At 66.6% G+C, this 22,430-nt stretch carries 20 protein-coding genes and 3 pseudogenes; 16 read left to right on the forward strand and 7 right to left on the reverse strand.

Annotation, left to right across the window (positions count from 1 at the left end):
- Positions 1-9: 9 nt before the first annotated feature.
- The 13 genes from HAV18_RS20220 to HAV18_RS20280 all read left to right on the forward strand — a co-directional run bounded on the left by HAV18_RS20220 (position 10) and on the right by HAV18_RS20280 (position 13,186).
- Positions 10-1,380 carry an aldehyde dehydrogenase family protein gene (locus HAV18_RS20220; RefSeq protein WP_208102045.1) on the forward strand — a complete coding sequence of 457 codons (1,371 nt, stop codon included), beginning with the start codon at positions 10-12 and terminating at the stop codon, positions 1,378-1,380.
- A gap of 33 nt (positions 1,381-1,413) precedes the next feature.
- Positions 1,414-2,790, forward strand: coding sequence for an FAD-binding oxidoreductase (locus HAV18_RS20225; RefSeq protein ID WP_166958998.1), 1,377 nt, complete (start codon positions 1,414-1,416; stop codon positions 2,788-2,790).
- 76 nt (positions 2,791-2,866) lie between these two features.
- Entirely contained in the window at positions 2,867-3,154 is a 288-nt protein-coding gene (locus HAV18_RS20230) for a phosphopantetheine-binding protein (protein WP_208102046.1), read from the forward strand.
- On the forward strand, positions 3,138-5,696 hold the full coding sequence (locus HAV18_RS20235) for a type I polyketide synthase (RefSeq protein ID WP_166959002.1): 2,559 nt from the start codon (positions 3,138-3,140) through the stop codon (positions 5,694-5,696). Before HAV18_RS20230 ends, HAV18_RS20235 begins: the two co-directional genes overlap by 17 nt.
- Entirely contained in the window at positions 5,693-6,451 is a 759-nt protein-coding gene (locus HAV18_RS20240) for a thioesterase II family protein (protein WP_166959004.1), read from the forward strand. The genes HAV18_RS20235 and HAV18_RS20240 overlap by 4 nt, the downstream gene beginning before the upstream one ends.
- Positions 6,448-7,077 (forward strand): pyridoxal 5'-phosphate synthase, encoded by a 630-nt coding sequence (locus HAV18_RS20245; RefSeq protein ID WP_166959006.1) that lies wholly within the window; start codon positions 6,448-6,450, stop codon positions 7,075-7,077. Before HAV18_RS20240 ends, HAV18_RS20245 begins: the two co-directional genes overlap by 4 nt.
- Positions 7,078-7,089: 12 nt before the next feature.
- Positions 7,090-7,989 carry a PhzF family phenazine biosynthesis protein gene (locus tag HAV18_RS20250; protein WP_166959007.1) on the forward strand — a complete coding sequence of 300 codons (900 nt, stop codon included), beginning with the start codon at positions 7,090-7,092 and terminating at the stop codon, positions 7,987-7,989.
- Positions 7,986-9,020, forward strand: coding sequence for a 3-oxoacyl-ACP synthase III family protein (locus tag HAV18_RS20255; protein ID WP_166959009.1), 1,035 nt, complete (start codon positions 7,986-7,988; stop codon positions 9,018-9,020). Before HAV18_RS20250 ends, HAV18_RS20255 begins: the two co-directional genes overlap by 4 nt.
- 20 nt (positions 9,021-9,040) lie before the next feature.
- Complete coding sequence (locus HAV18_RS20260; protein ID WP_166959011.1) at positions 9,041-10,891, forward strand: HAD family hydrolase; 1,851 nt, start codon at positions 9,041-9,043, stop codon at positions 10,889-10,891.
- Positions 10,888-11,169 (forward strand): acyl carrier protein, encoded by a 282-nt coding sequence (locus HAV18_RS20265; protein WP_166959014.1) that lies wholly within the window; start codon positions 10,888-10,890, stop codon positions 11,167-11,169. The genes HAV18_RS20260 and HAV18_RS20265 overlap by 4 nt, the downstream gene beginning before the upstream one ends.
- Positions 11,170-11,181: 12 nt before the next feature.
- On the forward strand, positions 11,182-11,673 hold the full coding sequence (locus HAV18_RS20270) for a PhzA/PhzB family protein (protein ID WP_166959016.1): 492 nt from the start codon (positions 11,182-11,184) through the stop codon (positions 11,671-11,673).
- Positions 11,674-11,708: 35 nt separating this feature from the next.
- Complete coding sequence (locus HAV18_RS20275) at positions 11,709-12,767, forward strand: aldo/keto reductase (protein WP_166959018.1); 1,059 nt, start codon at positions 11,709-11,711, stop codon at positions 12,765-12,767.
- The gene (locus HAV18_RS20280) at positions 12,764-13,186 is read left to right on the forward strand and encodes a lipocalin-like domain-containing protein (protein ID WP_166959020.1); all 423 of its coding nucleotides are present in this window, start codon (positions 12,764-12,766) and stop codon (positions 13,184-13,186) included. Before HAV18_RS20275 ends, HAV18_RS20280 begins: the two co-directional genes overlap by 4 nt.
- 2 nt (positions 13,187-13,188) lie before the next feature.
- Here the strand turns inward: HAV18_RS20280 and HAV18_RS20285 are convergent, their stop codons facing one another.
- Positions 13,189-13,605: a nuclear transport factor 2 family protein gene (locus HAV18_RS20285; protein WP_166959022.1), complete on the reverse strand. Its 417-nt coding sequence runs from the start codon at positions 13,603-13,605 to the stop codon at positions 13,189-13,191.
- 59 nt (positions 13,606-13,664) lie between these two features.
- Positions 13,665-14,363 (reverse strand): YafY family protein, encoded by a 699-nt coding sequence (locus tag HAV18_RS20290; protein WP_166959024.1) that lies wholly within the window; start codon positions 14,361-14,363, stop codon positions 13,665-13,667.
- A 106-nt stretch (positions 14,364-14,469) separates the two neighbouring features.
- On the opposite strand from HAV18_RS20290, the gene HAV18_RS20295 reads away from it, so the two are divergent.
- The 3 genes and pseudogenes from HAV18_RS20295 to HAV18_RS20305 form a co-directional block, all read left to right on the forward strand.
- A complete protein-coding gene (locus HAV18_RS20295) occupies positions 14,470-14,838 on the forward strand; it encodes a VOC family protein (protein ID WP_166959026.1) in 369 nt (122 codons plus the stop codon).
- Positions 14,839-14,946: 108 nt separating this feature from the next.
- Positions 14,947-15,117: pseudogene (locus tag HAV18_RS20300) on the forward strand (transposase); the annotation flags it as partial.
- Positions 15,118-15,127: 10 nt separating this feature from the next.
- Positions 15,128-15,616, forward strand: a pseudogene (locus HAV18_RS20305) (transposase); the annotation flags it as partial.
- A gap of 87 nt (positions 15,617-15,703) precedes the next feature.
- On the opposite strand, the pseudogene HAV18_RS20310 reads toward HAV18_RS20305, so the two are convergent.
- From HAV18_RS20310 to HAV18_RS20330, 5 genes and pseudogenes are all read right to left on the reverse strand, one after another.
- Positions 15,704-16,407, reverse strand: a pseudogene (locus tag HAV18_RS20310) (response regulator transcription factor).
- 184 nt (positions 16,408-16,591) lie between these two features.
- Positions 16,592-17,833, reverse strand: coding sequence for a CdaR family transcriptional regulator (locus HAV18_RS20315; protein WP_166959028.1), 1,242 nt, complete (start codon positions 17,831-17,833; stop codon positions 16,592-16,594).
- A 483-nt stretch (positions 17,834-18,316) separates the two neighbouring features.
- Positions 18,317-19,786 carry a cyclic nucleotide-binding domain-containing protein gene (locus HAV18_RS20320; protein WP_166959030.1) on the reverse strand — a complete coding sequence of 490 codons (1,470 nt, stop codon included), beginning with the start codon at positions 19,784-19,786 and terminating at the stop codon, positions 18,317-18,319.
- 450 nt (positions 19,787-20,236) lie between these two features.
- Positions 20,237-21,172, reverse strand: coding sequence for a 3-hydroxyacyl-CoA dehydrogenase NAD-binding domain-containing protein (locus HAV18_RS20325; RefSeq protein WP_166959032.1), 936 nt, complete (start codon positions 21,170-21,172; stop codon positions 20,237-20,239).
- A 29-nt stretch (positions 21,173-21,201) separates the two neighbouring features.
- Positions 21,202-22,407, reverse strand: a complete 1,206-nt coding sequence (locus HAV18_RS20330; RefSeq protein WP_166959034.1) for an acyl-CoA dehydrogenase family protein — start codon at positions 22,405-22,407, stop codon at positions 21,202-21,204.
- Positions 22,408-22,430: the final 23 nt, after the last annotated feature.

Below are 22,430 nucleotides of genomic sequence, written 5' to 3' on the forward strand. Positions count from 1 at the left end.
ACCCAAACCTTGACCGCCGTTCGGCCGATGCTGTCGCCGATGGGGCCGGACGGACTGTATGGCGCGCAGCAGCACCTCGCGATCGAGGATGTGTCCGGCGACGTGGTGGCCGACCTGGGCATCGTGCCGCCGGTGATGGTCGGCTGGGCGATGACGAGCCTGCGCAAGGCCGCGCCGATGCCGGTCGACGCGCGGGTGCGTGCGATCGCGCAGGCCGGCGCGCTGTTCGCGACGGGAACGCCGGGCGGTTTGTCGATCGCGGAGCACGAGCGGCTCGTGAGCCGGGTGGGCGGCATTCCCGCGCCGGTGGTGCGGGCTGCAACGCAGGTGCTCGCGCAGCGTACCGCGCAGATCTTCGCGAGCATCGAGCATGCGCGCCCGGCGGGCGCCGTGATCGACTGGCGCCATCCGCTCACGCGCACGGGGCGCGGCGTCTGGGCGCGGCGCGGCAACGTGCTGTCGGTGCACGCCGCCGGTAATCATCCGGGCACGCACACGATCTGGCCGGAAGCGCTGGCGTTCGGCTATCGCGTGGCGATTCGGCCGTCGCGGCGCGAACCGTTCACGCCGTTCCGGCTGGTCGCCGCACTGCGCGAGGCAGGTTTCGGCAACGACCAGGTGATGCTGCTGCCGTCGGAGCACGACGCCGCGCAGGCGATGCTGCGCGGCGCGGACCTGGCCTACGGCAGCGACGAGATCATCCGTCAGTACGCCAACGATCCGAAGGTCCTGTCGCTGCGGCCCGGGCGCTCGAAGATCCTCGTCACGGCGAACGTCGACTGGCACGCGCACCTGGACCTGATCGTCGATTCGATCAGCCACCACGGCGGCACCGGCTGCGTGAACGCGACGGCCGTGCTGGTCGAGGGCGACCCGACGCCGCTCGCGCGCGCGCTCGCCGAACGGCTGTCGACGCTGCCAAACCTGCCGCCCGAGCACGAGCACGCGGCGTTGCCGGTACAGCCGCTGGGCGCCGCGCGTACGCTCGCGAAGCACGTCGAGGCGAAAGCCGCCGGCGCGCACGCGTGGCTGGGCGGCAAGGACCTGCTCCACGACCTCGGCGACGGCAGCGCCGTGCTGCGACCGGCCGTGCATCAGCTCGACGATCCGAACGCGGAGGCGATGGGTACGGAGTTGCCGTTCCCGTGCGTGTGGATCGCACCGTGGTCACGTGAAGACGGCCTCGCGCCGCTGCGCGACACGCTGGTGCTGACCGTGCTGACAGACGATGCGAGCCTGATCGACGCGCTGGTCGAGGAACCCACGATCAGCAATGTCCATATCGGCGATCACCCGACCTACTGGACCGGCACCGGCATGCCGCACGACGGCTACCTGGCGGATTTCCTGATGCGGGCGAAGACGGTGATCCGCGGCTGACGCCGCGCGCGCCGCGCACCTCGGAGCGACGACATGAGTGAACCACTGCAATCGGCAAGCGCGCTTCAGGACGAGCGGAACCCAAGCACGTTTCTCGTGCCGGGCAGCAAGGCGTTCGTCGAAGCGATGGCCGGGTTCCAGACGGGCTTCCATTACCGGCCGGCGCTGATCGCCTGCGCGACGCACGCGGCGCAAGTGCGCGATGGCGTCCTTCAGGCGCTGCGCGACGACCTGCCGGTCGGGGTGCAGGCGACCGGACACGGCCGGCCGCGAACTACGGAACGCGGCGTGCTGATCAACACGGCGCGCATGAGCGGTGTGGTCATCGATCCGCTCGCGCGGACCGCGCAGATCGACGCGGGTGCGCGCTGGGAACAGGTGATCGCCGCGGCGGTGCCGCACGGACTCGCGCCGCTCAGCGGCTCGGCGCCCGACGTGGGGGCGATCGGCTACACGCTGGGCGGCGGGATGGGCATCCTGGCGCGCCAGTACGGATATACGGCCGATCACGTCAGATGGGTCGAGCTCGTGACCGCGGACGGCGAGCTGCGGCGGATCAGCGCGACGGACGACCCCGAGCTGTTCTGGGCGGTGTGCGGCGCGGGCGCCAATTTCGGCGTCGTCACGCGCATGGAGGTCGCGCTCGTGCCGCGCGCGACGCTGTTCGGCGGCGGGATGGTTTTCGATACCGCGTACATCGACGACGTGCTCGCGTGCTTCGCCGACTGGACCCGCACGGCGCCAGAGGAGATGACCGCGTCCGTCGGGTTGTGCGCCTATCCGGACCTGGCGGCCTTCGCCGCGCCCCTGCGCGGCCGCTTCGTCGCGCATGTCCGCTTCGCGTGCGGCGCGCCGCCGGCCGTCGGCGAGCAGCTGGTGGCGCCGTTCAGGGCGCTGGGCACACGCCTGATCGACACGGTGCGCGAGCGTTCGTTTCTTGAAGCGGGCGGCATCTACGACGATCCACCGATGCCGCATGCGTACTACGGCAACAACCTGCTGATCGACGACCTCGATCACGCGATCCTGCGGGCGGCGGCCGAGGTCGCCGCGCCGCCCGGTTGGCCGATGTGCGTGGTGGACATCCGCCATCTCGGCGGCGCGGCGGGACGCGCACCGCAGGTCGCGAACGCGGTCGGGCATCGCGGCGCGCGCTATGTCGCGCGGGTGCTGTCGCCCGTCGGCGCGGCCGACGCGCCGGCTGCGGCCGCGCGCCACCAGCCGTTTTACGACGCGCTGCGGCCGCGCGCGCTCGGCCGCTCGCTCAATTTCATCTATGGCCACGAGAGCAGCGTCGAACTGGTCGGCAGCGCGTTCGACGCGGCGGATTTCGCGCGGTTGCGCGCGCTCAAGCGCGAGCGCGATCCGCGCAACGTATTCAGGCTCAACTACAACATCCCGCCGGCGTGAGCGGGCCGCCGGCGTCGCGCAGCAGGATCAACCGGAGAACTGTATGGGGCAAGACTCATCCCGCATGGGCACAGCCATGCCGTCACCCGTCCCGGAAACGGGCAACCCGGCGTCACCGAGCACCGAGACCGTGATCGCCGAGATCTGGCGCGAGGTGCTCGAAGTGCCCGAGGTGCGCGCGCAGGACAATTTCTTCGACCTCGGCGGCCATTCGATCCTGCTGTCGGTGGTGGGCGAGCATATCGCGCGCCGTCTGGGCAAGTCGGTGGCCTTGCTGGACATGTTCTCGCACCCGACCGTGCGCGCGCTCGCGCGTCACGTCGACCAGATTCCCCAGGAGCCCGCCCATGACCACGCCGGCTGAGCGCACCCGCGAACACGTCGCGATCATCGGGATGTCGTGCCGCTTTCCCGGCGCGGACGGCGTGGCGGCGTTCTGGGACAACCTGATCCAGGGCCGGGACACGATCACCCGTTATCCGGGCGACGGCGACGACGTGCTCGCGCACGGCCTGCTCGATCGGCCCGAGTGGTTCGACGCCGAGTATTTCCGCGTGTCGCAGCGTGAAGCGCGTCTCTTGAGCCCGCAGCACCGCGTGTTTCTCGAATGCGCTGTGGAGGCGCTGGAAGGCGGCGGCTACGATCCTGACCGCTACGCCGGGCGGATCGGCGTCTACGCAAGCGGCGCGGACACGGGTTATGCGCAGGTCGTGCGGTCCCAGCTGCATCGCCTGCCACCCGTGGGCGACTGGGAAATCCTGCTCGGCAACGCACCCGAGTACATGGCCGCGCGGGTCGCCTACAAGCTGAATCTGCGCGGTCCGTCGATCGCCGTCCAGGCCGCCTGCGCGTCGTCGCTCGTCGCGCTGCACGTCGCGATCCAGGGGCTCCTGGCCGACGACTGCGACATGGCGCTCGCCGGCGCAGCGTCGGTGCACGTGCCGTCGAAGCTCACCCCGTACACGCCGGGCGGCGTGATTTCGAAGCAGGGCGTGTGCCGGAGTTTCGACGCGTCCGCCGACGGCACGGTCGGCACCGACGGCGTGGGCGTCGTGCTGCTCAAGCGGCTCGACGACGCGCTGACCGACGGCGATGTGATTTACGCGGTTGTGCGCGGCAGTGCGGTCGACAACGACGGCGCGGGGCGGATCGGCTTCACCGCGCCCAGCGTGGACGGGCAAGCGCGCGTGATCCGGGACGCGCTGCGCACGGCCGGCGTCAGCGCCGCGTCGCTCGGCTATGTCGAGGCGCACGGCACGGCCACCGCGCTCGGCGACCCGATCGAACTGTCGGCGCTGACCCGCGCGTTTCGCGAGCACACCGACGCGAGCGGCTATTGCTCGATCGGGTCCGTGAAAAGCAACATCGGACACGCGGATGTCGCGGCGGGCATGGCGGGCCTGATCAAGACCGCGCTCGCGCTCTCGCACGGCCGGATCCCGCCCAGCTTGCATTTCGAGCAGCCGAATCCGCACATCGATTTCGCCGCCACGCCATTTCGCGTCGCGACGCGGGCAGAGGACTGGCCGCGCACCTCGCAGCCGCGCCGCGCGGGCGTCAGTTCGTTCGGCATCGGCGGCACCAACGCGCACGTGGTGCTCGAAGAAGCGCCGCCGCAGCCGGCGTCGCCGCCCGGGCATCCGTGGCAATTGCTGGTGGTATCGGCGGAGCAGCCGCGCGCGCTCGAACAGGCGACCGACCGGCTGATCGATTACCTGCACGCGCATCCGTCCGCCTCGCTCGCGGATGTCGCGTGGACGCTGCAGACCGGCCGCCGGGCACTCGCACTGCGCACCTTCGTGGTCGCGCGCGATCGCGAGGACGCGCTTGCCGCGCTCACCGCGGTGTGTGCCGGGGCGGGCGGTGGCGAGGCCGTGCCCGCTGTGTCGCCGCACGTGGTGCTGCGGTTTCCCGGCTCGCTCGACGAGGCCGAGACGGCGCGTCTGTTCGCGTATGAGCCGTCGCTGCGCGAGGCGGTCGACGCCTGCCTGCCGTCGGGTCGCGAGACTTCGCCGGAACTGCGCTGCTTCGCGGTCCAGCACGCGGTGGCCGGGATGCTGGAGGCGTGGGGCGTCAAGCCCGACACGATCGTCGGCGAGCGTGCGGGCGCGTGGGCCGCGGCGGTGTGCGCGGGCGTGCTGTCCGTCGCGCAGGCGGTCGCGCTGATCGAGGCGAGCGGCGCAGGGCCGGCGGCGTTCGACGCGAGGCTCGGCGACATCCATCCCGCGCCGACGCGCACCCGCCTGTCGTTCGCCGGGCACGACCGGGTCTTCGAACCCGGCGAACGGGTGGATGCGCATCATTGGTCGTGGTGCGCGTATGGCCTGCCCGATGTGCGCGCGTCGGAGGACGGCACTCAGGGCGTGGTGTCCATCGACGTCGTGGGTGCGCCCGCCGACGACGGCGCGCGTGCCGACGCGGCGGTGGCGGCGGCACCGCCGCAGCTGCTGGTGCGGTTGGGGCGCGTGTGGTGTGCGGGGCTGCCGGTCGATTGGCGCGGCGTGCACGGCGCGGCGCGGCGGCGGGTGCTGCTGCCGCCCTATCCGTTCCAGCGGGCGCGCTACCTGGTCGACGCGGACGAAGCGCGGGCCGCGACGCCTGCGCCTATCCCCGCGCCCATCCCCGCGCCGGCCGTCGCCGCGAGCACGGCCGACGCCCACGCACCGGCGCGGGATTTCGAAGCGGACCTGGCGCGGCTGTACGCGGAGATTCTCGGCATGGAAGCGGTCGGCGCGGACGACAGCTTCTTCGATCTGGGCGGCGATTCGTTGATCGCGGCGACCCTGTTCGAGCGCATCGCCGCACTGTTCCAGGTCACGCTCGATCCGCTCGCGCTCTACGACGCCGAGACGCCGCGCCAGCTCGCGGAGCTGGTCCGGCTGGCCGACGCCGAGGTACGCAAATGACGGACGCAAAGGATGTCGCCGGACGCCGCGCCGGGCGCTGGCTCGTCTCGCCGGCGGGCGGGCCCGCCGACGGCGCGCGGCTCTACTGTTTCGGGCACGCGGGCAGCGCGCCTGGCGAGTATGCGCGATGGACGCCGGCGTCGCTGCGCTGCATCGCGCTGCAGTTGCCCGGGCATGGCGCACGCGCGCTCGAAGCCCCGTTGCGCCGAATGGACGAGGCCGTGCGGCAGATCGTCGAGCACGTGTCGTTCGAACCGCCGTTCGCGTTCTTCGGCCACAGCCTCGGCGCGCTGATGGCGTTCGAGGTGGCCCGCGCGCTGCACGCGGCCGGCATGCCCGCGCCGATGCACCTGTTCGTGTCGTCCGCGCCGGCACCGCCGCGGATCGACACGGTGCAGGACGTGCATACGCTCGACGACGACGCGTTGCAGGCCTGGATCGAGGGGCGCTGGGGGCCGCTGCCGGACATGATCCGGCAGAACCCGGCGCTGCTGCGGCAGAGCCTGTCGGTACTGCGCGCGGACCTGGAGATCTTCGTCACCTATCGGCCAGCCGAGCACGCGCCGCTCGACTGTCCGATCACCGCGCTGGCGGGCGACGCGGAGCAGTTCGAGATGCCGGCATGGCGTGCGCATACGACTGCGCCGTTCGCGCATCACAGCCTGCCCGGCGGCCACTTTTATTTCCGGCAGACGCTGCCGCGTCTGTTCGGAGTCTTGACCGAAGCGATCAGCATGAGGACGACTCTTTCATGAATCAACGACTCGATACCCCCGCGTCCCAGCCGGACGGTGCCATTTTCCAGGATCCGCCGCACGAGCCCATCCCGGTCCTGCGTGCGTGGCTCGACTCGGCCAGGGCGAGCGGCGTGCTGGAGCCGGGCGCGATGGCGCTCGCCACGACGGGCGCGGAAGGCCACGCGTCGACGCGCATGGTCCAGGTGCTGGACGTCGGTCCTGACGGACTCCTGTTCACCACGCACGCGGGCAGCCAGAAGGGGCGGGAGATCGCCGCGTTCGGCTGGGCAAGCGGCGTGCTGTACTGGCGCGAGACGAAGCAGCAGATCGTCGTGTCCGGGCCGATCGGTTCCATCTCGATCGAGGCATCCGACGCGCTGTGGGCGAAGCGCTCGCCCGTCACGTACCCGATGTCGAGCGTGTCGCTGCAGAGCGAGACGCTCGACGACGAGCAGGCACTGCGCGCCAAGGCGCAGCGCCTCATCGATGCCGGCATGCCGTTTCCGCGGCCGGTCGGCTGGCTGGGCTACGCGCTGCGCCCGACGATCATCGAGTTCTGGCAGGCATCGCCCGATCAGCTTCACAACCGGCTGCGCTACGACGCGACGGCCAACGGCTGGACCAGCCGCAGACTTCAACCCTGACGCGGAGCACAGATGAAGACGAGTCGATATGTCATTGCCGATGTGTTCACCGATCGGCCGCTGGAAGGTAATCCGGTCGCGGTGTTCGTCGATGCGTCCGGGCTCGACGCGACCGACATGCAGCGCATCGCGCGTGAAACCAATCTCTCGGAGACCACCTTCGTCTTTCCGCCGAAAGCGGACGGCGATGTCCACGTGCGCATCTTCACGCCCGTCAACGAATTGCCGTTCGCCGGCCATCCGACGCTCGGCACCGCGATCGTGCTGGGTGAGACCCATGCTCAGCCGGTGCTCCGGATGGAGACCGCGATGGGTACCGTGCCGTTCGCGTTCGAGCGCACCGACGACGGCCGGATCCGCTCGGCCACGATGCAGCAGCCGATTCCCACCTGGGAACCGTACGAGCATGCGCAAACCCTGCTCGAAGGGCTCGGCCTCGCGTCGTCGACGTTGCCCGTCGAGCTGTACCGGAACGGACCGCGCCACGTGTTCGTCGGCCTGCCGGACATCGACGCGCTGTCGGCTGTCAAGCCGGACCTGCGGATTCTCGCCACGTTGCCGGACATGGCGGCGAACTGCTTCGCCGGCAGCGGCGGGCACTGGCGGATGCGGATGTTTTCCCCGGCGTACGGCGTCGCCGAGGATGCCGCGACGGGCTCGGCGGCCGGGCCGCTCGCGTGGCACCTGATCCGTCACGGGCTGATCGGGTTCGGGCAGGCCATCGAGATCTGGCAGGGCGTGGAAATGGGCCGTCTGTCGATCATGTCCGCCCGGGTCGACGGCTCGTCCGCCGGTGTCGATTCGATCCAGGTGTCGGGCAGCGCGACGATCGTCGCGCGCGGAGAGTTGCTGCGCTGGCGCGCGGCGGATGCGACCGTCGCGCACGGCGCGCTCGCCGGGGAGGTCGCATGAGCGCCGCCGGCGCCGGGTTCGGGATCCGCGCGTTCGGCTACGCGTTCGGCGAGGAAACCAGCGTCGCTGAGACGGCGGCGGACTACGTGACCGATCCGGAGCGCGTGCTGCAGTGGGGATGCACGACCTATCGCCGCGCGCGTCACGACGAGTTCGCGCTCGATTTCGCCGCACGCGCGGCACGGCAGGCGCTCGAGCGGGCGTCGTTGCGCGCGTCGGATCTCGATCTCGTGGTGCTCGGGTCGGCGGAAATGCCCGAGTACATGTACTGGGATTCCGCGGCGGCGCTCGCGCGCATGCTCGACCTCGAACGGACGCAGACGCTCGTGTTCAACAACGAGGGCTGCAGCGCCGGCCTGCGCCCGTTCGGCATGATCGCGGGGGCGTTCGCGCTGCAACCGGAGGTGGACAGGGCGCTGTTCGTGGTGGTCAACCGGGTCGGCGAGCATCACCGCAACCGGATGAACATCAACAACTGCGTGCATAGCGACGGCGCGGTCGCGGCCGTCCTGCAGCGCGGCCATGCCCGCTGCCAATGGCTCGCGACCGAGCACTTCACGCTGCCCGAGTACTGCGACCTGTTCCGCGGCGAGTACGGCGGCACGAAGACGCCGGTGCCGCCCGCGGGCTGGTCGAGCCGGAACGAGTCCGGCTACGAGAGCGTGCATCGTCATTTCAAGAATGACGCGTCGCGCCTGAAGGTCTTCCTCGACCACCGCAACGACTGGTTGACCGAGACCGTCGATGCGGCCTGCGCGCGGAGCGGGCTGACGCGGCGCGACGTCGATCACCTGATCTACATCAACGACGCGCGGCCCGGCGCGATCGAGGCGCTCGGCAAGCAGATCGGCGTGCCGGTCGAACGCACCAATTTCGCATTCGCGGGCGTGCTCGGTCACATGGGCGCGGCCGACCATCTGGTGTCGCTTGGGCAACACGTCGAGCGAGGGGAGATTCGCGACGGCGACATCGTCGCGATGTGCGGCATGTCAACCGGCATGCACTGGTGCTGCACGCTGCTGCGCGCGTGACGGCGCGACAAGGGGAAACGATGAACGTTTCGACAGACTGGATGGCGGCGTTGCGCGACGCGGCGATGCGGGGCGAGCCGCCGGACGCGCCGACGCGCGCGGCGCTGCTCGGCGTGACCGACGCGCTGCGCGCGATCGCGGCCGGCAAGCTCGTCGCCGGGTTGCCCGCGGGCGGCCCGCGGCCGAAGACGATCGACGTGACCGTGCTGGCCAATTGCACGACCGGCAACTATCCGCACCTGCTGGCCGCGCGGCTGGCCGGGATCGGCGTGCAGGCGCGCGTGCACGTCAATCCGTATGGCGGCTTCGAGATGGCGCTCGCGACGGGCCGTCTCGACGGTAGCGATCCCGATCTCGTGACCTGCCTGATCGACGAGGCGTACTTCATGCCGGAGGACTGGAATCCGGCGGACGCCGACGGGCTGGCCGCGCATCTGGCGTCGCGCGCGGACACGCTGCGCGCGCAGGTGCTCGCGCTGACCGATGCGTCGCGCGCCACGTTCGTGCTGCACACGCTGCCGCTTCCCGACACGCTGCGCAACAGCGTCATCAGCTGGCGTGCGCGCACGGCGCTCAGCCGCGCGTGGTGCCTGGTCAACGCTGCGATCCTCGGGCTCGCGGAGGACAGCGAGCGGGTCGCGGTGATCGATCTGGTCAGCCTGCTGGCGAACGCGGCGAAGCCGCTGCGCGACGCGCGCCTGATGCACTACGGGCATCTGTCGTTCAGCGACGACGCGCTGCTGCTGCATGCGAACGAAGTCCGGCGCTACGTGCAGGCGCGGCTCGGCTTGTCGCGCAAGGGGCTGGGACTCGATCTCGACAATACGCTGTGGGGCGGCGTGGTCGGCGAGCTGGGCGCCGAGCGGATCGAACTGGGCCGCCTGTATCCGGGCAGCGGCTATCGCGCGCTGCAGACCGCGGCGGCGCGCCTGCGCAGCCAGGGCGTCGTGCTGGCCCTGCTCAGCAAGAACGATGCGGCGCTGGTCGACGACGTGCTGGCGTCGCATCCCGAGATGGTGCTGCGGCCGGGCGACTTCTCGGCGAGCGCGGTGAACTGGGCGCCGAAATCGCAGGGCCTGCACGCGATCGGCGAGACGCTCGACCTTGCGCCCGATGCGTTCGTGTTCATGGACGACTCGGCGTTCGAGCGAGGCGAGGTCGCCGCGCAATGGCCCGAGGTGGCGCTCGTCGCCGCCGACTGCGATCCGGCGCTGCTCGCCGATACGCTCCTGGGCGGCGGGTGGTTCGACAGCCTCGCATTGACCGACACGGATCGCAACCGGCCGGCGCTGTATCGCGCGCGCAGCGACCGCCAGCAGTATTCGAACGGCTTCGCGTCGCGCGACGACTATCTGCATGCGCTCGGCATTCAGCTCGTGCCGAAGGCTGCGGAACGCTTCACGATCGCGCGGATCGCGCAGCTCTCGGCGCGTACCAACCAGTTCAACCTGACGGGCGAGCGCCACGACGACGCGCAGCTCGAACAGATGGCGAACGATCCCGGCCACTTCGTCTATTCGTTCAGCGCGCGGGACCGGTTCGGTGACGACGGCATCGTCGGCGCCGTGTGGGGGACGCGCGACGCGTCGGCCTGGCGTGTCACGAATTTCGTGCTGAGCTGCCGCGTGCTGGGCCGGAGCATCGAAGTCGCGATCGTCGGCTGGCTCGCCGCGCGCGCCCGCGAGGCCGGTGCGCACACGCTCGAGGGACGTTACGTGGCGTCGCCCCGCAACGCGGTGGCGGCCGAACTCTGGCCCACCTGCGGATTCGCGCCCAGCCGTGACGATTGTTTCGCCTTGCCGCTGTCGGGCGCGTTCGCGCCGACGCCAGCATGGATCCACATCCTTTCCGACCACGAGGTGTCCGCATGAGTGAAGCCGTATCGTTCGAGCCAGCCGTGTTGCGCGTGCTGAGCGAAATCCTGAATCAGCCGGAGGCGGCGTTGCAGGCCAACCCGGTGCTGGCGGCCCACGCGTGGGACAGCTTCAATTCGCTGAACGCGCTGCTCAGCCTGGAGGCGACGTTCCAGATCAAGTTCGACCTGCGGCGCTTTCACGAGGCGCGACGCGTCGACGACATCGTCGCGCTGGTGGCAAGCGCCGCGAACGGCGCGTCCGCGCCGGCTGCCCATTCCTCTCACCTCAACTAGAAGGATCCCACCATGAGCGACATCCAGACCGACGCCGGACAATTCGAACGCGACGCCGAACTGCGCCGCCGCAACCGTCAGGTGGTCGAGGACTACATGAGCCGCAAGGGCGAAGGGCGCCTCACGCGTTATCAGCTGTTCGCGCCGGACGGCAGCGCCGGCCTGTGGACCAACGACACGCTGGAGCCCGTCGCGTCGCACGGTCACGAAGGCCTCAAGGCGCACGGCGAATGGTCGCTGAAGTGCTTTCCGGACTGGGAGTGGACGAATGTCGAGATTTACGAGACCCAGGATCCGAACCGGTTCTGGGTGGAGTGCGACGGCGAGGGGCAGATCCTGTTCCCCGGCTATCCGCCGGGCCGCTACGTCAACCACTTCATTCATTCTTTCCTGTTCGAGAACGGCAAGATCAAGCTCGAACGGGAATTCATGAATCCGTACCAGCAGATGCGCGCACTCGGCATCGTCTACCCCGCGATCAAGCGCGCCGGCATTCCTACCTAGACAGACAGGCCAAGACCCTGAACCGGAGTCATCGCATGCGTCATACGACATTGGGGGCGCGGACCGGCCTGCGCGTTTCCGAGTGCGCGCTGGGCACGGCCAATTTCGGCACATCCTGGGGCGGGGGCGCGTCACGCGCCGACGCACTCGCGATGCTCGAGCGTTTCGCCGACGCGAACGGCACCTTCATCGACACGGCGGATTGCTATCAGTACGGCGAGGCCGAGTCGATCGTCGGCGAGTTCCTGACGGGGCGGCGGGACCTGTTCGTCGTCGGGTCGAAGTTCGGCTACGGCGCGTCGCCGGCGCCGCACGCGCTCGATACCGGCAACAGCGCGAAGACCATGACGCGCGCGGTCGAGGCGAGCCTCAAGCGGTTGCGGACCGATTACCTGGATCTGTACTGGGTGCATTTCCCGGACGGCGTCACGCCGGTCGAGGAGATCCTTTACGCATTCGACGCATTGGTCCGCGCGGGCAAGGTGCTGTATATCGGCCTGTCCAATTTTCCCGCGTGGCGTGTGTCGCGGGCCGCCGCGATCGCGGACCTGCGCGGCTGGGCGCCGGTCGCCGCGATCCAGACCGAGTACAGTCTCGTCGAGCGTTCGGCCGAACGCGAACTGCTGCCGATGGCGGCGAGCCTCGGGATCGGTGTAGCGAGCTGGTCGCCGCTCGGCGGCGGGCTGCTGACCGCGAAATACCGGCAGGACCGGAAGGGTCGCCTCACGGACTGGGGCGGCCGCGTCATCCGGTTCGAGGACAGCGCGCAGCGCACCGGCATTCTCGATACGGTGCTCGCGATCGCGAGCGAGAGTGGGCACGCGCCGGCGCAGGTCGCGCTTGCGTGGACGCTGGCGCGCGCGCGCGCGTGCCGGACGGGCTTCGTGCCGGTGCTGGGGCCGCGCAGTTGCGTGCAGCTCGACGCGTGCCTGGACAGCCTGTCGATCGCGCTCGACGTCGCGCAGCTGGCGCGGCTCGATGCCGCCAGCGCGATTCAGGCGGGTTCGCCGCATGAGGTCGGCGCGAACGCGCTCGAACGGATGCTCGGCGGCGCAGGTCATCGCGTCGAGCCGCGCAGCGGGGTGCCCGCATGACGGCGGACACGATGGACGCACGGCTTGCCGGCGCGTGGCGGCTTGCCGCCTTCGTCACCGTCGAGGCGGACGGGGTCAGCCCCGGTCCGCTCGGCGACGCGCCGACGGGCCTGCTGGTGTACGACCCGGACGGCTACATGTCGGTCGCGATGATGGGACAGGCGAACGGCGAGCCCGGCGCGGCGGCGGTGCCACGCTACATGAGCTATGCGGGCACCTGGCGCTGCGATGGCGACGAGGTCGTGCACCGGATCACCATCGCACCCGACGCGTCGTGGATCGGCACGGAGCAGGTCAGGCGCATCGAGCTGAGCGGCGCGACGCTCAAGCTCTACGGGCGGTCGCTGACGGGCGACCGCCGGCTGCGCCTGCTCGAATGGACCCGGCTACCCCGCGCGACCGACTTGCCCGACGGCTAGGCTCAGGCGCTGCCACCCGGCGCGGGCGGCACGTCCGCGTGGCGGTGCACGAGCTTCCAGTCGTCGCCGGTCCGGCGGAACACTTCGGTGACGCGGATCCGCATGTCGACCGGATGTTGCTGTCCCTTCAGCTGGACGGTGACGACCTGGTAGCCGGTCCAGAAGGACAGTTCGTTGTCCGTCACTTGCTGCAGGATGTCGAGGCGGCTCTTGCCGCCCGGCTGGAAGATCTGCGCGTCGCTGATATAGCGCGCGCCCACCTCGGCCGCGCCCGACAGGCTGTCGCCGCGCGGGCTGTGGAAGGTCGCGTCCCCCTGTTTGACCACCAGCTTGTCGAGCGGCTCGGGATTGCCGCTGACATAGGCTTCTGCTGCTTTCGTGCGCACCGCAAAGAACGAATCGAATTCGGCGTGGCTCATCATGGTCCTCCTCGTCAATGTCGAGTCTCGATCATAGTGACGGGGACTGTCAGATTCTGTCAGCGGCGAGCAGTCTCGGTGTGGGCAACCGTCTTGCGCCAGGTGGCGAGCAGCGTCTGCTTGCGGCGCGGGTAGCGCTGGCCGAGCGACGCGAGGTCGGTCATCCGGTCGGTGCGGAAGTGACGGAAATCCATCCGCCGCTCGCACCACGCGACGAGAATGCGTCCGTCCTCGAAGAACCCGAGCGCGATCGGCCACACCGTGCGCAGCGACTGCTCGCCGTGGCCGTCGGTGTAGTGGAACGACAGCTTGTGCTCGAGCCGGATCGCGCGGCGGATCGCGGCCATGTCGATGGCTTCGTCGGACTTCGCGTCGCGCGGGCCGACCAGCAGCGCGTTCGAATCGAGCGAATCGCGCAGTGCGTCGGGAATCACCGCGGCGATCTTCGCGATCGCGTTCGTCGCGGCGGACGCGAGCTGTGCGTCCGCGCGCTTGCTGACCCAGCGTGATCCCAGCACGAGCGCTTCAATTTCATCCTCCGAGAACATCAGCGGCGGCAGGATGTAGCCGGAGCGCAGCACGTACCCCATGCCCGCGGCCGCGTCGATCGACGCGCCCTGCGACTGCAGGCTCGCGATGTCGCGGTAGATGGTGCGAACGCTGACGCCGAGTTCGTCCGCGAGCGCCTGGCCGCTGACCGGTTGACGGTGGCATCGCAGCGCCTGCAACAGCGCGAGCAAACGTTCGGATCGGGCCATCGGCATGCCTCCGAAAAGGTTTGATGCTGCCAGAAATTGACGCGAGCGTGTCGTAAGCTCGTCTGGCGTTGATCAGTGTTCAACCCTCAAACAGGAGAGTCATGCGATGCCTACACCTAATCTGATCTTGCTCTATGTCAAGGATCCGGCCGAAAGCACCCGGTTCTACGAGAAACTGGTCGGGAAGGCGCCGTTCGCGCAGTTTCCGACCTATGTGGCGTTCGGCTTCGACAACGGACTGACGCTCGGTCTGTGGTCCACGCAGGCGCCGGATTTCGTCAGCGCCGGCACCGGGCAGCGCACCGAACTGGCGTTCATCGTCAAGGACGCCGCCGAGGTCGATGCATTGCATGACGCGTGGCGCGAAATCGGCGTGACGATCGAGCAGCAGCCGGCGAACGCAGTGTTTGGCCGGACCTTCGTCGCGCTGGACCCGGATGGCCACCGGATTCGGGTCTGCACGCCGGACGATTGATTGGGGTGGGGGGCCGTTGGTGGCGATTGATCTGCTCCGGAAATCCTGGGCACACTCGAGCGTTAATGTTTCGGAGGCAATTTTCCCGACAGGAACGGGAGGTTGGCGATGAAACGCGAGCAATACTCGGTGGAGCAGATCATGGCCGTGCTCAAGCAGGCCGAGCCGGGCATGTCAGTGGCGGATCGGGTTCGGCAACCGGGAATCTCCGAGCAGACGTATTACCGATGGAAGACGCAGTACGCGGGGGTGGTATCGAACCAGGCCCGCGTACTGAAGGTTCATCGACGGGCGCGAAGCGATCGACCGAGCGCGGGTGGATCAGGCCAATCAACTCCGGCACGACAAGCCGGCGCGGAAGGTTCTGAAGTCCAGCCGCTGGCTGTTGCTACGCAACCGCCCCAACCTGAAGCCCGAGCAGGCCGCGCACCTGAAGGAACTGCCGGCCGCCAATCAATCGCTGCTTTGCGTCCAAGTGCTGTGCGACGAACTCAAGCGGCTCTGGTTCTACCGAAAGCCAGCCAGGGCGGAAAAAGCCTGGGGGCAATGGTTCGAACAGGCTCGGCAAAGCGGGATTGCCGCCCTGCAAAGGTTTGCCGAGCGCTTGCATGAATACTGGCACGGAATCGTGACTCGCTGCCGCCATCCGCTCAATACCAGCGTCGTCGAAGGCATCAACGACACCATCAAGGTCATCAACCGCCGGGCTTACGGATACCGCGACGAGGCGTACTTCTTCCTCAAGATCCGCGCCGCATTCCCCGGGAATCCACGATGAACCAAAAATTGACCTGCCTGCGCATCCGGCCGAAGAACCGTGACTTCCGGTAGCGGGCGGCGGGCATCGCATACCGGAGCGCACGGCTCACTCGTTGTTTCTGTCCACCAGCCATTCGAGTCGATATCCGTAGCCGTGTACCGGCGCCAGCCGGTAGCCGTTCTCGGGACGCAGGCCGAGTTTCGTGCGCAGCTTTGAAAATGGGTATCCAGCGTCCGTGAAGGAAGGTCCGTCACCCTTTTCCAGACGAGGTCGATCAGGTAGGTGCGCGACAATGGCCTGTCGATGTTCTGGAACAACAGCAACGCAAGCTCGAACTCTTTCCGGGTCAGGCCGATCGGCTGGTTGTCGGCATAGGCTTGTTTCGCCGAGGTGTCGAACCGGAACCGGCCGAACTCCCGGATCGCGCCTTCGACATTGACCGGATAAGAGCGCCTCAGAAGCGCGGCGACACGGGCGTGCAGGACGTTGCCCGATACCGGCTTGGCAATGTAGTCGTCGGCGCCGGCATTCAGGATTTGCGCAATTCCGGCCTCGTCGCGTCGCAGCGACAGAAAGAGGATCGGCAGGTGCTTCCCGCTTTCACGGGAGCGTACCCACGTCATGAGATCGGCGCCGGACAGGCCGGGGACGTTCCAATCCAGCACCAGCATGTCGAACGTTTCCCGCTGGAGGCGTCGCTTCAAGGCGGAGCCTTCCGTGAACCCATAACAGGTATGACCCGCGATCGTCAGCACGTGACAGATGAACACGGACTCGTGGAGATCATCTTCCAGAATGGCGATTCTCATGACAATTCGTATTGGATACCTAAATTGTTACGTCGATCCACACGGATGGATCCGTTTCTCGTTACTTGCGTTGACCTGTCAGATTGAGTGGCCGGCCAGGTCGGGTTCCGGATTCACTAGATCACGACATGCGTCCTGCAAGATGAGGCGAGGTATTTCTACGGCCTGATAGCCAACCAAAACTCTATCTGCGCGCGCCGCGCAACTTGATCGCCATGTCGAGCTTCGATATCCAGCCGGCATCGTCCAGCCGTGCGCCGAGAATATTTTCGATTCGCTCGAGGCGATAGTTGAGGGTGTTGGGATGAATGCCGAGCACGCTGGCGGTCGCTTTACGTCGCTGCAGTTGATCGAAGTAAGTTTGAAGTGTCTCGATCAAATACGGTTCGTGTGCGAGCTGTTCCACCAGAGATACCAGATAGCTCAATACCCGTCTCGATCCACGTATGCCCTCTTCGAGGGCAATCGCGGAATACAGACGCACACGCGTCAGGCCATCGCGGCCTCGGCCGAAACTGAGCGCCCGGCTCGCCTCATCCGCGGACATCGACCAGCCTGGCGCGCCATCGCCTGGCAGGCCAATGCCGATCGCGCTTACTTCCGATACGGTATCCACGACGTACGCGATCTGCTTGCCCACCTGGCGATCACTCGTTCCCATCAAGTCGCCAAGCAAAATCGGGATCCATACAAACAGCCGTCCGTGGAACCAGATATCGAAAATCTGGTCGACCGGCAGTTTGATGCAACGGGCGATTGCCGCAACGATACGCTCGATATCGCTCATGAAGGTAGACGAATTGCTGTCGATCGAGTTGACTTCTATGGCCAATGCTATTCGTGGAATGGTGCCGTTGATGTGCAGTGCGGATGTGGCTTTTGAAAAGCTCTCGGCATCGTCGGGGAAATTCAAGATGATGCTGTGCAATTGATATCGAAGCGATTGACGCCAGTGAGCCTGTTTGCACTGTTCCTCGAGATAGGTTTGAGAAATGATCTGCGACATGCCGTCGAAGAACCTCATCAAGTTGGGTGAAATCAGAAACAGGAGTTCGTCTCGAATGTCATTGGATTTTTCGTCCACTTCGATATAGCAGCACCAGATTTCTCGAGATGCCAGTCGGAACGCATGAAGCAGTGCTTCGAGGGAAACATTCTGATAAACACGGCGGCGGCCATGCTCCCGAAATATCTCAAGTGCATCGTTCGACGGCAGATTTCCTGACAGGAGGGAGTCCAGCCATAGTCTCGAAGAGAAGGAAATTGAATTTCGGATGTCGAGCCTGGTGGGCAAGTCGAGATCGATATATGGTTTGACATGGAATATCTCCTTGCATGCCCTTTCGACGACGCTTGCGTGGTTCGAGAGAACGGTTTCGGTCCATTTGCGCAAGATCGGAGAGATTTTGGGGATTTTGGATGTCATTGTCGCTGTTCCTTGCACTTCATTCACTCGTTCGGACGGCATTCCGGGATTAGTCAGTCGATCGTTCAGAGGAGACCACGTGCGCGGATAGTTTTCATTTCGTAGTGCAAATCGCTTATCGCCTGATGTAATGTCTGTCAGGATCGAAGCCGGCCACCATGTACGTACAGCCGATAGTTCCCCGTGGGCGTGACGGTGTCGTTACCGACTTGAGCACCTTCGGAGGCACTTCACAGTGCCCGGTTTAACGACACACGCGAGCGACGAATCCTGAGTCGCACGATCCACCTGGATCGGGAACTTGGGTCGTTCGATTCCAAGGCGACGCCGCATCGGATTCCGTTGCATCGCCACGATCAATCGGCGTCACGCCCGGCGCGCTTTGAACGGCCTCGAATCGCGATCCGACCGCGACTTTCTCGAATTCGAACTGACGCAGTCGACGCGGCCGGTACCGCAGCGAAGCCCGCGGAGTGCACAAGGTCAATCGGCGTCGAAGCGAAATATGCTTCGGATGCGCTGCAGGAATTGCCCCTTCGGGCCAAGGTCGGGCGACGCGCGAACCGCTATCTCGCGATGAAGTATCTGCATTCCACGCCGTACCGACTTGTCGAAGGCCGCCGCCAGTTCGGCGTTTTTCGCCAGCAATGGCGCGATTGCATCGCGCGGGAGTCGATGAATCGTGCAATGAGTGAGAGCCGCAGCGGTAGCGGCATGCGGCGCCGCCGTAAACATGCCGATCTCGCCGACATATTCTCCCGCACCGATGCGGCCGACCGTCCCGCAGACGGCGCCGGATTGTTGCGTCAGTTCCACGATCCCCGACGTCACGACATAGAGCGCCTCATCCACGGCGCCTTGCAGGAAAAGCGTTTCTCCCGGCTCGAGCCTGAGCACGTCGACAAGACGGGCGAGACTGTCGAGTTGCTGTTCGTCGAGACATTCGAACAGAACGATGTCGCGAAGCAGTCGGCGCACGGCGAGCACCTCACTCGAGACATTGACACTTGCGGCGCCGTCCTGATTGTCGTGAGCGAGCAAGCCCGCGTAGTGCAGTTGGCGACGAACGGTTCGCAGCAGGAGGTCGGTTGCGGACGACAGTTGCGTCGCGTCGGCAACCGAAAATGAAATTCGATAGGCATTCCGTTCCGTCCCGAGCTGAGTCAGGACAGCTCTCGGGTCGGGGAGTCGCAGAATGTCGGGGCACAGCAGCGCCGCGTGCGACAGGGCTTCGATCACGTGTTCCGGAACGGCGCTGGCCGGGCAGGCTACCTCGACGAATGCCGCTCTGCGTCGACTCGGGATGCTCTTGTTGACGATCTCGGCTTTGGCGATCAGGCTGTTCGGAATGATCGCCATGTCATCGTCATCGGTACGAATCCGGATCGATCGCCAGTTGATCTGCGTCACGATGCCCTCGATCCTGTCCGCAATCTGGATCCGATCCCCCACGCCAAACGGTGCCTCGACGCCGACCGCGATGCGGGAAAAAACATCCGCCAGCGTGTTTTGCAGCGCGAGACCGAGAACGATCGCCACGACGCCCGAGGTGGCGACCACGCCTGTCACCGGTAGCGCGTAGACCGAGTTCAGGACGATGGCCGCGGTTGCGAGATAGATGGCAGCGACGAAGAGGTCCGAGAACAGCCTGGCGCCTCGCGTGCGTCGATCGCGATGGCGTGCGAACGAGAGCCCCGCGACCACGATCCGCGATCCGAGCAGCCACCACGCGCCCCCTATCGCACGGAGCCATATGCCACCCTTGTCGGCATGATCCTGCAAAGGAGGGAACACCGGGAGGTGGATTCCCTGCTTGTGAAAATAGAAACTGATGGCGAGAAAGCAGATTGCGTCGAACGTAATCCGGACGCCATCCGAAAAGCGCCGAAGCCCGAGCACGCCGGCGATCGTGATTGCGATCAACGTGGCGGCAGAGATAAGCGTCAGATTCACCACGGTCCTCGTTCGGATGGGTCACGTCTCGTTGCCGGCGGTCCGGTTGCGCGTGCCGACCTGCGGCCACCTGTCATCTGTGCCGTCGACGGCAGTCGAGTCAGGGTTGTCTTGCGAATGCTGGCTGACGTGGCCGGTGAGGGGCGGGTGGGCAGCGTCGAACGCCGACCCTGTCGACACCGTGCCGAACCGACGGAATACCGGACGGTTTCGAGACAATACGAAGAGCGCACGCGCCGGACACGCAAGCGACGGCGCGCCCCGTTGGGCGCGCCTGCTCGACATGCCCGGCAAGTCCGATCCCGGGCGGGCGTGTGCTTGTGTCTCGACCGGCCCGTCATGGCCGTTGCGGGAGCGATCGTCACCGCTCGCTCCCGTTACCGGGATCGCGTGACGATTGCGCCGTCCCGCTACCCGGCGAGTTGGCGCCGCGAAAGGGCGGTGACGGCTTCAGGTTCCTTCTCGCCGAAGGGAAAGGAGGCCGACGAGGACTTCGTCGCGGCGAGCCGCCAACTGATCGATCGATCGACCGTCGACCTCGTCCTGAATGCCGGCAATCACTTTCCGGCGAAGTTCCGGCGTAATTTGCGGCGAACCCAGAACCTTCCACCAGGCGGTCATCGGGCCGGTGAACTGGTCGAAGAAGTGCTCGATGCCGCCTTGCCCGCCACCGAGATGGAACAGCATGTTCGGCCCCATGATGCCCCACCGCAGGCCCGGTCCCCAACACACGGCGGTATCGGCATCCTTGACGCTCACGACATCTTCGGCAATCAGATGCACGATTTCGCGCCAGAGCGCCGCCTGCAGACGATTCGCAACGTGGCCGGGCACTTCCTTGTTGAGCTGGATGGTCTTCTTCCCGAGGCTCGTATAGAACGCGGTCGCGCGCTCGATCGTTTCCCGTGACGTCTTCGTGCCCCCGACGATCTCGACCAGCGGAATCAGATGCGGCGGGTTGAACGGGTGGCCGATCACGCAGCGCTCCGGATGGCGCTCGCAGGCCGACTGGATCTCGCTCATCGTCAGGCCGGAAGAGCTCGACGCGATGATCGCGTCCGGCGCCAGGATGGCGTCGAGATGCTTGTAGAGATCCTGCTTGAAGTCGATCCGCTCAGGGCCGTTTTCCTGGACGAAATCGCTGCCGGTCACCGCTTCGTCGAGATTGGCGGTGAACTGCAGTCTTGAGCGCGACGCGCCCGGCGCGAGCCCGAACTGCTCCAGGGCAGGCCAGGCCGCGTCGACGAATGCCCGGAGCTTCGGCTCCGCATCCGGGGCGATGTCCGTCGCGACGACGTCCAGGCCCCTGGCCAGAAACAGCGCGGCCCAGCTCGCGCCAATGACGCCGGTGCCGATGATGGCAATACGGTTGATATCTTTGCCCATGGCTGACAATCCTTCGAATGGAGTGGGGGTCAAACGAACGCGCTGAAACCGGTAACCGCCTTGCCGACGATCAGGTGGTTCATTTCGCGTGTGCCTTCGTAGGAATAGAGCGCTTCCGCGTCGGCAAAGAAGCGCGCGACGTTGTAGTCGAGGACGATGCCGTTGCCGCCGAAGATTTCACGGGCCCACGCAACGGTCTCGCGCATGCGGCTCGTGCAGAATGCCTTGGCCAGCGACGATTGCTGGTCGAGCAGCTTGCCCTGGTCCTGCAGTTCGGCGAGCCGTACGACCATGCATTGCGACGCGGTGATGTTGCCGAGCATTTTGGCGAGGTGGTCCTGCACCATCTGGAACGACGCGATCGGCCTGCCGAACTGCTCGCGGGTCTGCGCGTAACGCAGCGCGTGTTCGTAGGCGCCCATGCTGCAACCGACGGCTTCCCACGCGACGTATTGACGGGTGAGCCGCAGCACGCGAGCCGTGTCGCGAAACGACAGGTCGCCCTGGAGGCGGTTCTCTTCAGGTATCCGGCAATTGTCGAGCGTGATCACGCCGTTCTGCACGACGCGCAGCGCGATCTTGTTCTCGATCTTTTCGACGGAAAAGCCCGGCGTGGTCTTGTTCTCGACGATGAAACCCTTGACCTGGTTGTCGTCGACGTCGCGAGCCCAGATGATCGACAGGTCGCACCACGGGGAATTGCCGATCCAGCGCTTCTGGCCATTGAGCACCCACGTATCGCCCTCCCGCTTGGCGGTCGTCAGCAGGCCGCCGCCGGCACCCGAGCCGACCAGCGGCTCGGTCAGTCCGAAGCAACCGATTTTTTCGAGCCGTGCCATCGGAGGCAACCATTTCTGCTTCTGTTCCTCCGAGCCGCCGAGATAGATCGACCCCATGGCCAGGCCGCTATGGACGCCGTAGAAGGTCGAGATCGACGAGTCGACGCGCGCCAGCTCCATCGCGATGAAGCCGTCGAGAAGCGTGCTGCCGCCGGGGCAGCCATAGCCTTCGAAACCGATGCCGGCGATGTTGAGATCCCTGATCCCGGGGATCAGCTCGAACGGGAATGCATCCGCGGCCCAGAACTTGTTGATCACCGGTGCGACCTGCTCCTCCATGAAAGCACGGACGCGCTTCAGCAGCGCGCGTTCGTCGTCACTCAGGAGTTCGTGAATCAGATAGAAGTCGCTGTCGGGGGCCGGAAGCGGGTGGTTGGGCTTCGCGCTGGCAGTCATGATGATTTCCTGTAAAAGCGTTG

Source organism: Burkholderia sp. D-99 (genome assembly GCF_011605345.1).
Taxonomy (GTDB): Bacteria; Pseudomonadota; Gammaproteobacteria; order Burkholderiales; family Burkholderiaceae; genus Burkholderia.

Bases quoted from the DNA above. Each gene is read 5' to 3' on its own strand.
- HAV18_RS20225 (WP_166958998.1), top strand. From the start codon at position 1,414: ATGAGTGAACCACTGCAATCGGCAAGCGCGCTTCAGGACGAGCGGAAC.
- HAV18_RS20230 (WP_208102046.1), top strand. From the start codon at position 2,867: ATGCCGTCACCCGTCCCGGAAACGGGCAACCCGGCGTCACCGAGCACC.
- HAV18_RS20235 (WP_166959002.1), top strand. From the start codon at position 3,138: ATGACCACGCCGGCTGAGCGCACCCGCGAACACGTCGCGATCATCGGG.
- HAV18_RS20240 (WP_166959004.1), top strand. From the start codon at position 5,693: ATGACGGACGCAAAGGATGTCGCCGGACGCCGCGCCGGGCGCTGGCTC.
- HAV18_RS20245 (WP_166959006.1), top strand. From the start codon at position 6,448: ATGAATCAACGACTCGATACCCCCGCGTCCCAGCCGGACGGTGCCATT.
- HAV18_RS20250 (WP_166959007.1), top strand. From the start codon at position 7,090: ATGAAGACGAGTCGATATGTCATTGCCGATGTGTTCACCGATCGGCCG.
- HAV18_RS20255 (WP_166959009.1), top strand. From the start codon at position 7,986: ATGAGCGCCGCCGGCGCCGGGTTCGGGATCCGCGCGTTCGGCTACGCG.
- HAV18_RS20260 (WP_166959011.1), top strand. From the start codon at position 9,041: ATGAACGTTTCGACAGACTGGATGGCGGCGTTGCGCGACGCGGCGATG.
- HAV18_RS20265 (WP_166959014.1), top strand. From the start codon at position 10,888: ATGAGTGAAGCCGTATCGTTCGAGCCAGCCGTGTTGCGCGTGCTGAGC.
- HAV18_RS20270 (WP_166959016.1), top strand. From the start codon at position 11,182: ATGAGCGACATCCAGACCGACGCCGGACAATTCGAACGCGACGCCGAA.
- HAV18_RS20275 (WP_166959018.1), top strand. From the start codon at position 11,709: ATGCGTCATACGACATTGGGGGCGCGGACCGGCCTGCGCGTTTCCGAG.
- HAV18_RS20280 (WP_166959020.1), top strand. From the start codon at position 12,764: ATGACGGCGGACACGATGGACGCACGGCTTGCCGGCGCGTGGCGGCTT.
- HAV18_RS20285 (WP_166959022.1), bottom strand. From the start codon at position 13,605: ATGAGCCACGCCGAATTCGATTCGTTCTTTGCGGTGCGCACGAAAGCA.
- HAV18_RS20290 (WP_166959024.1), bottom strand. From the start codon at position 14,363: ATGGCCCGATCCGAACGTTTGCTCGCGCTGTTGCAGGCGCTGCGATGC.
- HAV18_RS20295 (WP_166959026.1), top strand. From the start codon at position 14,470: ATGCCTACACCTAATCTGATCTTGCTCTATGTCAAGGATCCGGCCGAA.
- HAV18_RS20315 (WP_166959028.1), bottom strand. From the start codon at position 17,833: ATGACATCCAAAATCCCCAAAATCTCTCCGATCTTGCGCAAATGGACC.
- HAV18_RS20325 (WP_166959032.1), bottom strand. From the start codon at position 21,172: ATGGGCAAAGATATCAACCGTATTGCCATCATCGGCACCGGCGTCATT.
- HAV18_RS20330 (WP_166959034.1), bottom strand. From the start codon at position 22,407: ATGACTGCCAGCGCGAAGCCCAACCACCCGCTTCCGGCCCCCGACAGC.